Raw genomic sequence first — 12,379 nt, 5'->3', positions numbered from 1 at the left:
CGGCTGGCGGACAGCCAGTTGCAGGCGGAGACCGACCGGATGCGCGCCGCCCTGCTCTCCTCGGTCTCCCACGACCTGAAGACGCCGCTGGCCACCATCATGGGGGCCGGCAGCACCCTGCTGGAATACGGGGACCGGATAAGTGCGGAGGACCGCATCGAACTGCTGCACTCGGTGCAGGACGAGGCGCGCCGCCTGCACGGCTATGTGCAAAACCTGCTGGACATGACCCGCATCGGTTCACCGGACTTCCAGTTGAAACGGGACTGGGTCGACCTGGCGGACCTGGTGGAGAGCGCCCGCCGCCGGCTCGACTCCTCCTGGCGCCAGCACAAGCTGCTGGTGCACTTCGATCAGCAGATCCCCCGGCTCTATGTGCACGGCGCCCTGATCGAGCAGGTGCTGGTCAACATCCTCGACAACGCCTCCCGCTACTCACCGGCCGGCACCCCCATCGAGTTCAAGGTGATGCTGGCGGATCCCGACCTCATCATCGACATCATCGATATCGGTGTCGGCATCGCCGAGTCGGATCGGGACAAGATCTTCAATCTGTTCTACACCCAGCCGGTCGGCGACTGCGGCAGCCGCGGCACCGGGCTTGGCCTCGCCATTTCCCGCGCTATGATAGAGGTCCACGGCGGCCGCATCTGGGCATTCGCCGGCCCCAACGGCAACGGCACCTGCATGCGCATCTCCCTGCCGCTGGCCCTCAACGCACCGGCGGCCTGATGGTCGCCGCCCTTTTCAATCAGCAAACGGGAGGCTGAATGGCTCACATACTGGTCATCGACGACGAGGCGGCCATCCGCCGTTTTTTGCGGATCAGCCTGATCGCCGAAGGACATCAGGTGAGTGAGGCGGTCGGCGTCACCGAGGGGATGGCGCAGTATCGCCACCTCAACCCCGACCTGGTGATCCTGGATCTGGGCCTGCCGGACGGTGATGGCATCCAAATCCTGCACGCCATCCGCGAGCACCACGCCAATCCCGTGCTGGTGCTCTCGGCGCGGGACTCCGAGCAGGAGAAGGTGCGGCTGCTGGATGCGGGGGCCAACGACTACATGAGCAAGCCGTTCGGCGTCGGGGAGATGATGGCCCGTATCCGGGTGCTGCTGCGCCAGCGAGTCGGCGCCACCAGCGGCGAGTGTCGACACTTCCCCCAGTGTGGCCTGACCCTGGACAGCAGCAGCCACAAAGTCACCCTGCAGGGCGAGGAGATCCCCCTCTCCCGCAAGGAGTTCGCCCTGTTGCAGGCGCTGGTGTGCCACCCCGGCAAGCTGGTACAACAGACCCAGCTGCTCATCGACATCTGGGGACCGAGCCACAAGGAAGATACCCACTACCTGCGCATCGTCATCGCCAGCCTGCGCAAGAAGCTGGGAGATAACCCCCAGCAACCCACCCTGATCGAAACTGAAGCCGGCATCGGCTACCGTTTTATCGGCAGCTGATGTTTCACGTGGAACGACGCCAACCGCAGCACAAGGCCAGCAGACCGCAACCACCGAGCAGCAGCCCGAGATCCTGCAAGCTGGCTGCAACCGCCAACCCCAGGCTGAGCAGCAGGTAGTAACCGAGCCCGAACAGGGCCCCGGCACTGCCCGCCACCTCCCGATAGGCCAGCAGCGCCTGGCTCAGCACATTGGGGATAGCCAGCCCGAACGCCACCACCACTCCCGTCATGGGCAGCAGAAACCAGAGCGATGCCTGACTGGCCCACACCAGCCAACTCGAACCCGACGCCAGCACGGCGGCGAGCCGGATCAGCGAGGCAGGCGACCAGCCACGGCCCAGCAGGCACTTGTTGAGCAGGCTGCCCCCCAGGGTCGCCAGCGCCAGCACGATGCCGGAGTAACCAAATTCCCCCGCGCTCAGCCCCAGACCGGCAAACAGAAACGGCGCCAGGCTGTAGTAGCCGAACAGCATGGTGTTGAACAGCGCCACCAGGGCGGCGCTGCGCCACAAGCCGGTATCACGCACCATCCGGCAGGCCAGCGGCCAGAGTGCGACCCTCTGGGTGATGGCCGGGCGGGTTTCCGGCAGTTGCCAGCAAGTGACCAGCAGCAATCCAACTGCCAATACCAGCAGGGCGCCGAATACCCCGAGATAACCCAAGCCATCAGCCAGCAGGCCACCGCTCACCAGCCCCAGCACCGGGCTCAGGGAGAGCGCGATGCCCATCACCGAAAAGACCCGCGCCAGATCGCTGCCCTGATAGCTGTCGCGCAGCATGGTCTGGGTCACCACGGAACCCACGGCGGCGCCGAAGGCCGCGATGACCCGGGCCAGCAGCAGGGTTTCAAATTGAGTGGCCAGCAACGCCAGCAGGGTGCCGGCGCCATAGGTCAGCAGCCCCGCCAGCATGGCGGGACGCCGCCCGATGAGATCGCACAACCTGCCCCAGCAGACCACGCCCGCCGCAAACGCCAGAAAATAGACCGACAGGGTCTGGGACGCCTGCCCCTCGCTCACCCGAAACTCAGTGGCGATATGGGTCAGCACCGGGCTGTAGATGGTCTCCACTATCTGGGGAAACATCATCAATCCGACCACCAGCCAGCGCGGTGGCAACCTGTTGTTCATGACACACCTCCTTCACAAGAGGTCGCCATTCTAGAGAGGGATAACTTGTCCGATTACAATAAGGCGGACTATAAACAGCAAGAATCGGACACATGGCCTTTATTCTTCCCGATCACCCCTTTGATCCGGACCAGCACGACGGCAGCGCCATCGGTATTGCCGCCGCCCTCGGCTGGCACAACTCCGGCCGCCATCAGCACCAGCGCCACCAGCTGCTGTTCGCCCAGGCAGGCTGCATGACCATAGAGCTGGACGATCAGGTCTGCCTGCTGCCGCCGACGCGAGCGGCCTGGTTGCCAGCGGGTCTGCCCCACCGGGTGTTGATGCGCGGAGTTGTGGCCTATCGCTCCCTCTACTTCCAGCCGGAGCCCGAGTTGCCAAACGAGATGGCGGTGCTGGCGGTCAACCCGCTGCTGCGGGAGATCATCGAGCGGATGGCGCTCTGGCCCTGGGACAAGCCGGAAGCAGAGCAAACCTGCACACTGGCATTATTGAAAGAAGAGCTGGCGCAAGCGCCGCGAGAATCCTGGCAGTTGCCGCTGCCGTCAGACGGGCGTCTGACCGGCTGGCTGCAGGAGATAAAGCGGGGTGACACCCTGCCCGATCGGCTCAACCGGCTGGCTGAGCGGGTGGGTGCCAGTGACAAGACCATAGGCCGCATCTTCATGCGGGAGACCGGTATGAGCTACCAGGCCTGGCGCCAGCAGTGGCGACTGCTGCGGGCCATGGAACTGCTGGCCGAAGCCGAGCCCATCAGCCGGGTGGCCGCTGCGCTGGAGTTCGCCAGCGACAGCGCCTTCATCGCCTTCTTCAGGCAGCACACGGGGCAGACCCCCTTGCGCTACCTCAACTCTCGGGGTGGGTCGCATCGGCCGAACTCGCCTCCACCACCAGGGTCTCCAGGGCCAGCGGCTTGAGGTTGTGGATGGCCTCTGCCACCACGTCATGGGAGGCCTGCTGCTGCAAGGCCAGCATCTCCTGCTGCAGGGCGGCGCTGTCCAGCTCGGGTCTGGGGTTCTCGGCGGCCATGGCATTCAGGCTCAGGCTGCTGGCAATCAGGGTAGCGATCAGGATCTTCATCTGGCGTGCTCCGGTGTGGTTGAGATGACCACATAACTATTCCAATAGTTGTGCCAGATTTATAACAGCATGATTTTATTGATATAAATGATTTTTTGATGCTGCCACCCCCCTTCCTGAATCGAATGTTGGTTATTTTAAAACCTATAAATGGTTTTTTTTACCACCTCCATCATGGCAACCCTGTTCCACGTGAAACGCCCCGTTTTTTTGATCGACACCCGCTTTTGAAGTGAGCTATGGTGCTAGCTCCCCCCTTAACTGACTCTGGATTTGCCACCGAATGGAATTCTCCTTGTTCGGCGAGAAGTTCACTCGCCACGCCGGTATTACCCAACTCATGGACGACCTCAATCAAGGGCTGCTGAATCCCGACGCCATCATGCTGGGAGGCGGCAATCCGGCCCCCATCCCCGCCATGCTGGAACGCTTTCAGGCCGAGGCCAACACCCTGCTCGACAACGGCGAACTGATCAAGGCCATGGCCAACTACGATGGCCCCCAGGGCAAAGACAGGTTCACCAAGGCGCTGGCGACCCTGCTCAGCAAGGAGCTGGGCTGGGAAATCTCCGCCCGCAACATCGCCCTGACCAATGGCAGCCAGAACGCCTTCTTCTATCTGTTCAACCTGCTGGCCGGCGAGTTCGCCGACGGTCGCAAGAAGAAGGTGCTGTTCCCCCTGGCCCCCGAATACATCGGCTATGCCGACTCGGCCCTCTCGGACGATCATTTCGTCGCCTACAAGCCCACCATCGAGAAGCTGCCCGACGGCCAGTTCAAATACCACGTGGATTTCGAGAGCCTGCAGGTGGGCGACGACATCGGGGTGATCTGTGTCTCCCGGCCGACCAACCCCACCGGCAACGTGCTCACCGACGAGGAGATCGAGCACCTCGATCAGATCGCCCGTGACAAGGGGATCCCGCTGCTCATCGACAATGCCTACGGCGTGCCCTTCCCCGGCATCATCTTCAGCGACGCCAAGCCGTTCTGGAACGCCAACACCATCCTCTGCATGAGCCTCTCCAAGCTCGGCCTGCCGGGCACCCGTTGCGGCATCGTCATCGCCGACGAGAAGATCATCCGGGCCATCACCAACCTGAGCGGCATCATCAATCTGGCGCCGGGCAGCCTGGGTCCGGCCATCACCATTCCGATGATCGAGAGCGGTGACATCATCACCCTGAGCGAACAGGTGGTGAAACCCTTCTACCAGCAGAAAGCCACCTTCGCGGTCCAGCTGCTGCGCGAGGCCATTCCGGATCCGCGCTTCCACATCCACAAGCCGGAGGGAGCCCTCTTCCTCTGGCTCTGGTTCGAAGACCTGCCGATCCACTGCCAGGAGCTGTATGAGCGACTGAAGGCGAAGAACCTGCTGATCGTGCCCGGCCACTACTTCTTCCCCGGCATCGACGATCCCGAGTGGCGCCACAGCCAGGAGTGCATCCGCCTCAACTATGCCCAGAGCGAAGATCTGGTGCGTCGCGGCATCGCCATCCTGGCCAACGAGATCAACGCCCTCTACGCCGGTTGATTCCCCCTTCGGCATGAAAAAAAGAGGCCTGCAGATGCAGGCCTCTTTTCTATCAGGTGGTCAGCGATGTTGTTTAACCGGGCAGTGCCAGCTGATCGGGTTTGCCGATGGGGATGGCACGGGGCTTGAGCGCTTCCGGCAGCTCCCGGGCCAGCTCTATGGTCAGCAGACCGTGCTCCAGCCTGGCCCCCTGCACTTCCACGTGCTGGCTCAGCTTGAAGGCGAGCTCGAAGTCCCGCTCGGCGATCCCCTGATGGAGGAATTGGCGCTCGCCCATGGTGGCGACCTTGCGCCCCTTCACCTTGAGGGTGCCATTTTCGGTCTCCAGCTCCAGCTCATTGCGATCGAAACCGGCCACGGCAACCGTGATGAGGTAGCTGTCGTGATCCCGCTTTTCGATGTTGTACGGGGGGTAGGCCGAGGTCTTCTGATCGAACAGGCCTTCCAGCTCGCGGGCCATCCGCTCGAAGCCGACGGCATTGGAATAGAGATGAGAAAAATCGAGGTTACGCATGATCCTATCCTTCTATAAAGCAACAGGGTTTACTCTCCACGGGCCCGCCATCGGCACCCGGGAAACATCAGCAATGCAACGAGGTCAGGCTGTCAGCCGTTGATCTCGATCTTGCGGGGCTTCATCGCCTCGGGCACTTCGCGCACCAGGTCGATGTGCAGCAGACCGTTCTTCAGGTCGGCCCCCTTCACCCGCACATAGTCGGCCAGCTGGAAGCGACGCTCGAAGCCGCGTTCGGCAATGCCTTGGTAGAGGTAGTTGCGCTCGGTGTCGGCCTGCTTGCTGCCCTTCACCGTCAGCAGATTTTCCTGGAAGCTCAGCTCCAGCTCTTCCTGGGTAAAGCCCGCCACCGCCATGCTGATGCGGTAGTCGCTGTCACCCAGCTGCTCGATGTTGTAGGGGGGATAGCCGGCATTGCCATTGCTGGCCGCAGATTCGATGAGAGTGGCCAGACGATCGAAGCCGATGGCAGAACGATAGAGCGGAGAAAAGTCGATAGAACGCATAGTATTACCCTCTTGTGAGCGATAACGGATTGTTTGCCCTCCTGATGGACGGGCGCCTGGTCGAAACCTCTGTCGAGCGTTCCGGCCTTGTTATCTATATAGGGGCCAGCATTTGGCTTTCAAGGGGTAAAAACAAAAGAAATGCAGGCCATCAAGAATGGCCCGATTAGATCGATAATAGGCCTGCGGGCCACTCATGATCCGTCCCTCATCCCTCCATACTGGCCGTGTCCCCAACGAGAAACCGGAGCACGCCATGAAGATTACCCAGGTTCGCAACGCCACCCTGCTCATCCACTACGCAGGAACCCGCTTCCTCATCGACCCCATGCTGGCCCCCAAGGGGAGCTACCCCGGCTTCGAAGGCATGGCCAACAGCCATCTTCGCAACCCCCTGGTCGAGCTGCCGCTGCCCATGGCGACCCTGCTGGAGGTGGATGCGGTGATCGTCACCCATGACCATCTGGATCACTGGGACGATGTCGCGAAAGCGAAGATCCCCAAGCACCTTCCCCTGTTCGTGCAGCATCAGAAAGATGCCGACACCATGAGGGGATGCGGCTTCGAGGATGTGCGCCTGCTGGGCGAGGTCGGCGAGTTCGCCGGCATCCGCCTGCAACAGACGGAAGGCCGACACGGCAGCGATACCATCATGGCCCTGCTGGGGGATCGCCTTGGCGAGGTCAGCGGAGTGGTCTTCTCCCATCCCGCCGAAAAGACCCTCTATCTGGCCGGCGACACCGTCTGGAATGCCCAGGTTGAACAAGCGCTGCACCGGCACCAACCCGAGGTCGTCGTCCTCAACTGCGGTGATGCCCGGGTGACGGGTCTGGGCGCCATCATCATGGGCAAGGAGGATGTGGCCGCCGTCTATCAGGCCGCCCCGCAGGCCACCCTGATCGCCAGCCACATGGAGGCGGTCAATCATGCCCTGCTGTCCCGGCGGGAGCTGCGCGACTACCTGGACAGCCAGGGGATGGCCGCCCGGGTAAGGGTGCCCGAGGATGGCGACACCATGGTGCTCTGAGCGAGAGGCCCGGCACCACATGGCCCTTCGGCTTTCTGTTGCTGCCCCGTATGATGGGGATCCGAGTGCAAAGGAGTCTGCCACCATGCCCCGTCCCCTTATCGTCGCCGTCATCACCTTCGATCGCTTCAGCCCCTTTCACTGCTCGGTGCCCTGCCTCATCTTTGGCGACAAGATGATGCCGGGCCAGTCGTTGTTCGAGCTGAGACTCTGCGCCGGGGATGACACGCGGCAACCCGCCTCCTCCCAGGGCTTTCGCATGGAGGCCGACTATGGCCTGGAGGGCCTGCTGGAGGCGGATATCATCATCATCCCCTTCTGGCGCGATCCGGCCGAGCGCCCCGCCCAACCCCTGCTCGATGCCCTGGTTGCCGCCCGGATCAGGGGAGCCCAGATCGTGGGGCTCTGTCTCGGCACCTATGTGCTGGCCTATGCCGGCCTTCTGGACGGGCGCGGTGCAGCCACCCATTGGGAATTTGAACAGGAGTTCGTCCAGCGCTTCCCCCGGGTGCGGCTCGATACCAATGCCCTCTACGTCGACGACAACGGGCTCATCACCTCGGCTGGCACCGCCGCCAGCCTGGACTGCTGCCTCTATCTGGTTCGCCAGCATCACGGCAGCCAGATTGCCAACAAGCTGGCCAGGCGGCTGGTGGTGCCTCCCCACCGGGAGGGTGGCCAGGCCCAGTTCATCGAGCAGCCGGTACCCGCCTCCACCCGGGATGCCAGGATCAACCAGCTGTTCGATCACCTGCGCCTGCACCTGGCCGCGCCCCACACCCTGGACAGCCTGGCGGAACATTGCATGATGAGCCGACGCACCTTTAGCCGCCGCTTCCAGCTCGCCACCGGTCTCTCCCTCGGGGAGTGGCTGATGGCGGAGCGTCTGCGCCGCAGCCAGACGCTGCTGGAGTCCAGCTCCCACACCGTGGAACGCATCGCCGAACTGGTGGGGCTCGGATCTGCCACCATATTGCGCAAGCACTTTCGCGCCCGCTTCGGAGTGTCGCCGCGGGAGTGGCGCCGCACCTTTCGCGGTGACAGAGTCTAGGTCCCTCATGTTTCACGTGGAACGCGCCCTCTCCCTTCCATCCAGAAAACAAAAAGCCGCTCACGAGGAGCGGCTTTTGATGGTTGTCGGACCGTCTGATTAGACGTCGAGGTTGGCAACCCGCAGGGCGTTGGTCTCGATGAAGTCGCGACGGGGCTCTACGGCATCCCCCATCAGGGTGGAGAAGAGCTGGTCGGCGCCGACCGCGTCGTCGATGGTGACGCGCAGCATGCGACGGGCTTCCGGATCCATGGTGGTTTCCCACAGCTGCTCCGGGTTCATCTCCCCCAGCCCTTTATAGCGCTGGATGTAGATGCCACGCTTGCCTTCGCCCATCAGCCACTCGACCGCTTCAACGAAGCTGGCGACCGGCTTCACCTTCTCGCCACGCTTGATGTAACCGCCTTCCTCGATCAGGTTGGCGATCTCCTTGCCCAGGGAGACCAACTGACGGTACTCGGAGGATTGCAGGAAGTCGTAGCTGAGCGGGTATTCGCGATCAACCCCGTGCTGGCGTACCACGGCGTGGGGCACGAACAGGCTGCGCTCCTCGTCGCGGCGTACCTGCATCTGGTACTGGATGCCGTGGTTGCTCTCGTTGAGCACGGCTTCCATGCTCTGGCACCAGGTCTGCAGATCGCTCTCGCTGGCCAGCAGGGTTTCGTTCAACTCAGGCTGATAGATCAGCTGGGTCAGCACGGCTTCCGGCGCGCGGCGGGACATGCGGGTGATGAGGTGAGTCACGGCGCGATGCTGGTTGACCAGACGCTCCAGCGCCTCGCCACCGATGGCCGGGGCAGACTCGTTGACGTGCAGGGTCGCACCGTCCAGCGCCATGGCGGTCTGGTACTGCAACAATGCGTCTTCGTCTTTCAGGTACTGCTCCTGTTTGCCCTTCTTCACCTTGTAGAGCGGCGGCTGGGCGATGAAGACATAGCCACGCTCGATGATTTCCGGCATCTGACGATAGAAGAAGGTCAGCAGCAGGGTACGGATGTGCGCACCATCGACGTCCGCATCCGTCATGATGATGATGTTGTGATAGCGCAGCTTGTCCGGGTTGTACTCGTCGCGACCGATGCCACAGCCCAGAGCGGTGATCAGGGTGCCCACCTCTTGGGAGGAGATCATCTTGTCGAAACGGGCCTTCTCCACGTTCAGGATTTTACCCTTGAGGGGCAGGATGGCCTGGTTCTTCCGGTTGCGACCCTGCTTGGCGGAGCCGCCAGCAGAGTCCCCTTCCACGATGTAGAGTTCGGAGAGCGCCGGGTCTTTCTCCTGACAGTCCGCCAGCTTGCCGGGCAGACCGGCGATATCCAGCGCGCCCTTGCGGCGGGTCAGTTCGCGGGCCTTGCGGGCCGCTTCACGGGCACGGGCCGCATCGATGATCTTGTTGACCACGATCTTGGCGTCGCCCGGGTTTTCCAGCAGGAAGTCCGCCAGCTTCTCACCCATCGCCTGTTCCACGGCGGTCTTCACTTCGGAAGAGACCAGCTTGTCCTTGGTCTGGGAGGAGAACTTAGGGTCAGGCACCTTGACGGAGATAACGGCAATCAGACCTTCACGGACGTCGTCACCACTGGCGGCGGACTTGGCCTTCTTGCTGTAGTCCTCCTTGTCCATGTAGTTGTTCAGCGTCCGGGTCAGCGCGGTACGGAAGCCCACCAGGTGGGTGCCACCATCCCGCTGCGGAATGTTGTTGGTGAAGCAGTAGACCCCTTCCTGATAGGCGTCGTTCCACTGCATGGCGACTTCGACACCGATGCCGTCCTGCTCAGTGGTGAAGTGGAACACCTTGGGGTGGATCGGGGTCTTGTTCTGGTTCAGGTACTCGACGAAGGCCTTGATGCCCCCTTCGTAGCAGAAGTGCGCCTCGCGGCCATCACGCTCGTCCATCAGACGGATGGAGACGCCGGAGTTGAGGAAGGAGAGCTCGCGCAGACGCTTGGCCAGGATCTCGTAGTGGAACAGGGTGTCGCTGAAGATGGTCGGGCTCGGCCAGAAGCGAACTTCGGTCCCGGTGCCAGTGCTGTCACCAATCTGCTTGAGGGGTGCCTGCGGCTCGCCCAGGTGATAGGTCTGCTCGTAGACATGACCGTTGCGGCGGATGGTCAGCAACAGCTTGTCGGAAAGCGCGTTCACCACGGAAACGCCCACACCGTGCAGACCGCCGGACACCTTGTAGGAGTTGTCATCGAATTTGCCGCCGGCGTGCAGCACGGTCATGATGACTTCAGCGGCGGAACGGCCCTCTTCCGGGTGGATGTCCACCGGAATGCCGCGACCGTTGTCGCGCACGGAGACGGAGCCGTCGGAATGGATCTTGACCTGGATATCGGAGCAGTAGCCAGCCAGAGCCTCGTCGATGGAGTTGTCGACGACCTCGAACACCATGTGGTGCAGGCCCGATCCATCGTCCGTATCGCCGATATACATCCCCGGGCGCTTGCGGACCGCATCCAGGCCCTTGAGCACCTTGATATTCGAGGAGTCGTAAGTATTTTCACTCATAGCTTACTCTCTGCCTTCTCTAACGTTTCGGAGATCTTGCCTTGTTCCACGTGGAACAGCTTGCAGTCACTCGCATCCATCATGTCTGCGAGCTGACCGGTATCGATGGCGGTGATGAACACCTGGGACGCGCACTGCTTCAGCCTTGCGGCCAGCAGACGACGTTTGTCGACATCCAGTTCAGAGGCAAAATCATCAATTAAAAAAATACAGCCGCGGCTGCTATGTTGATTCAAATAGAGCCCTTGGGCCAGCCGCATGGCACAGACCAGCAACTTCAGCTGACCCCTGGACAAAATATCTTGCGCGGGCACGCCGTTCGCCTTGAGCCGCACGTCCGCCTTCTGCGGACCGACCCCAGTGTACCCCAGCGAACGATCCCGTTCGAACCCCGCCTCCAGTAATGCATCGAGGGGAGTGTCTTTTTCCCAGCCTCGATAGAATCCAAGACTGATATCGAACTCCGGCAGAAAATCTGCCGTCATCTCCTTGATCAGGGGCGTAATGGCCTGACAATAACTGGCGCGAAAACCCGCCAGCTCGCCACCCAGTCGCACCAGCTCCTGATCCCAGAACGCCAGTTGACGATACTGGGTGCTCTGGCGCAGCAAGGCATTGCGCTGCTTCAACAGCCGACGCACCCGCCCCCAGAGGGAGAAGAAGGTCGGCTCCTGATGGAAAACACCCCAGTCGAGCCAGGCCCGGCGAGCCTGGGGCCCACCGGTCAGCAGGCTGAAACCATCGGGGTGGATCAACTGTACCGGCAACAGCTCCGCCAAATCGGCCAGGCGCTGGGCCTGGGCACCGGCGATCTTGAGCTGGGTTTCGCCCCCCTTGTCCTTGGCAAGCCCGATGGGCACCTGACGCCCCTCCAGCTCGCACTGGGCAAACAGGGTAAAGGCCCGCTCGCCCTGGCGGATGACCCGCCCGGTCAAATGGGTACGAAACGAGCGGCCGAGACCAAGGTAATGAATGGCTTCCAGCACGCTGGTCTTGCCGCTGCCGTTGCTCCCGACCAGGATATTGAGGCCGGGAGACAGCGCGAGACTGGCGTGCTGAATGTTGCGAAAGTCGCTGAGCTGGAGTTTGACCAGGGACACGACTAGATCCGCATCGGCATCACCACGTACTGGGCATCTTGGTTCTCAAAATCCTCAATAATGGCGCTGCTGATGGAATCGCTCAGGCTGATCCGGATTTGGTCACATTTTAACGTATTCAACACGTCCAGCACATAGGAGACGTTGAAGCCGATCTCCATCTCGCCAGCGGCGTATTGTACGTCAAGCAGCTCTTCGGCTTCTTCCTGTTCCGGGTTGTTGGCGGTGATGCGCAGCAGGTTTTCCTGCAGATTGAGACGCACCCCACGGAATTTCTCGTTGGAGAGGATGGCGGCACGGGCAAAGGCCTGGCGCAGATCCTCGCGACCGGCGATCAGGGCCTTGTCACTCCCCCGGGGGATGACGCGGCGCCAGTCCGGGAAACGGCCATCCACCAGCTTGGAGGTGAAGATGAAGCCATCCAGGGCGGCACGCAGGTTGCTGCGGCCCACTTGCAGCCGTACCGGCTT

The 12,379-nt window shown here is 62.1% G+C and carries 13 protein-coding genes; 6 read left to right on the top strand and 7 right to left on the bottom strand.

The features are described from left to right. On the top strand, positions 1–732 hold a 732-nt coding region (locus AACR77_RS03390), incomplete at its 5' end, for a sensor histidine kinase (protein ID WP_042879732.1). A gap of 38 nt (positions 733–770) precedes the next feature. Further along, positions 771–1,454 (top strand): response regulator, encoded by a 684-nt coding sequence (locus AACR77_RS03385; RefSeq protein ID WP_042879730.1) that lies wholly within the window; start codon positions 771–773, stop codon positions 1,452–1,454. 4 nt (positions 1,455–1,458) lie between these two features. Here the strand turns inward: AACR77_RS03385 and AACR77_RS03380 are convergent, their stop codons facing one another. Further along, positions 1,459–2,586: a multidrug effflux MFS transporter gene (locus AACR77_RS03380; protein ID WP_042879728.1), complete on the bottom strand. Its 1,128-nt coding sequence runs from the start codon at positions 2,584–2,586 to the stop codon at positions 1,459–1,461. Positions 2,587–2,678: 92 nt separating this feature from the next. Between AACR77_RS03380 and AACR77_RS03375 the strand changes: the two genes are divergently transcribed. Next, positions 2,679–3,503, top strand: coding sequence for an AraC family transcriptional regulator (locus tag AACR77_RS03375; protein ID WP_042879726.1), 825 nt, complete (start codon positions 2,679–2,681; stop codon positions 3,501–3,503). Here AACR77_RS03375 and AACR77_RS03370 read toward each other — a convergent pair. Beyond that, positions 3,433–3,666, bottom strand: coding sequence for a hypothetical protein (locus tag AACR77_RS03370; protein WP_041214189.1), 234 nt, complete (start codon positions 3,664–3,666; stop codon positions 3,433–3,435). The two genes, AACR77_RS03375 and AACR77_RS03370, sit on opposite strands and share 71 nt — an antisense overlap. A 283-nt stretch (positions 3,667–3,949) precedes the next feature. On the opposite strand from AACR77_RS03370, the gene AACR77_RS03365 reads away from it, so the two are divergent. Continuing rightward, complete coding sequence (locus AACR77_RS03365) at positions 3,950–5,200, top strand: valine--pyruvate transaminase (RefSeq protein ID WP_042879724.1); 1,251 nt, start codon at positions 3,950–3,952, stop codon at positions 5,198–5,200. A 73-nt stretch (positions 5,201–5,273) separates the two neighbouring features. Here the strand turns inward: AACR77_RS03365 and AACR77_RS03360 are convergent, their stop codons facing one another. Both AACR77_RS03360 and AACR77_RS03355 read right to left on the bottom strand, forming a co-directional pair. Next, positions 5,274–5,714 carry an Hsp20 family protein gene (locus tag AACR77_RS03360; protein WP_010672292.1) on the bottom strand — a complete coding sequence of 147 codons (441 nt, stop codon included), beginning with the start codon at positions 5,712–5,714 and terminating at the stop codon, positions 5,274–5,276. A gap of 92 nt (positions 5,715–5,806) precedes the next feature. Then, a complete protein-coding gene (locus tag AACR77_RS03355; protein WP_010672291.1) occupies positions 5,807–6,220 on the bottom strand; it encodes an Hsp20 family protein in 414 nt (137 codons plus the stop codon). 256 nt (positions 6,221–6,476) lie between these two features. On the opposite strand from AACR77_RS03355, the gene AACR77_RS03350 reads away from it, so the two are divergent. Both AACR77_RS03350 and AACR77_RS03345 read left to right on the top strand, forming a co-directional pair. Then, positions 6,477–7,247: an MBL fold metallo-hydrolase gene (locus AACR77_RS03350; protein ID WP_042879722.1), complete on the top strand. Its 771-nt coding sequence runs from the start codon at positions 6,477–6,479 to the stop codon at positions 7,245–7,247. 85 nt (positions 7,248–7,332) lie between these two features. After that, positions 7,333–8,298 (top strand): GlxA family transcriptional regulator, encoded by a 966-nt coding sequence (locus AACR77_RS03345; protein ID WP_042879720.1) that lies wholly within the window; start codon positions 7,333–7,335, stop codon positions 8,296–8,298. Positions 8,299–8,397: 99 nt separating this feature from the next. Here the strand turns inward: AACR77_RS03345 and gyrB are convergent, their stop codons facing one another. The 3 genes from gyrB to AACR77_RS03330 form a co-directional block, all read right to left on the bottom strand. After that, positions 8,398–10,809, bottom strand: coding sequence for a DNA topoisomerase (ATP-hydrolyzing) subunit B (gene gyrB, locus AACR77_RS03340; protein ID WP_042879717.1), 2,412 nt, complete (start codon positions 10,807–10,809; stop codon positions 8,398–8,400). Further along, on the bottom strand, positions 10,806–11,909 hold the full coding sequence (recF, locus tag AACR77_RS03335) for a DNA replication/repair protein RecF (protein ID WP_010672287.1): 1,104 nt from the start codon (positions 11,907–11,909) through the stop codon (positions 10,806–10,808). The genes gyrB and recF overlap by 4 nt, the downstream gene beginning before the upstream one ends. Before the next feature lie 2 nt (positions 11,910–11,911). Further along, the coding region (locus AACR77_RS03330) for a DNA polymerase III subunit beta (protein WP_042879715.1) at positions 11,912–12,379 on the bottom strand (468 nt) is incomplete at its 5' end.

This window comes from Aeromonas sp. ZOR0002, assembly GCF_963866995.1.
Lineage (GTDB): Bacteria > Pseudomonadota > Gammaproteobacteria > Enterobacterales > Aeromonadaceae > Aeromonas > Aeromonas caviae.
This window is presented reverse-complemented; position numbering and strand designations above follow the sequence as displayed.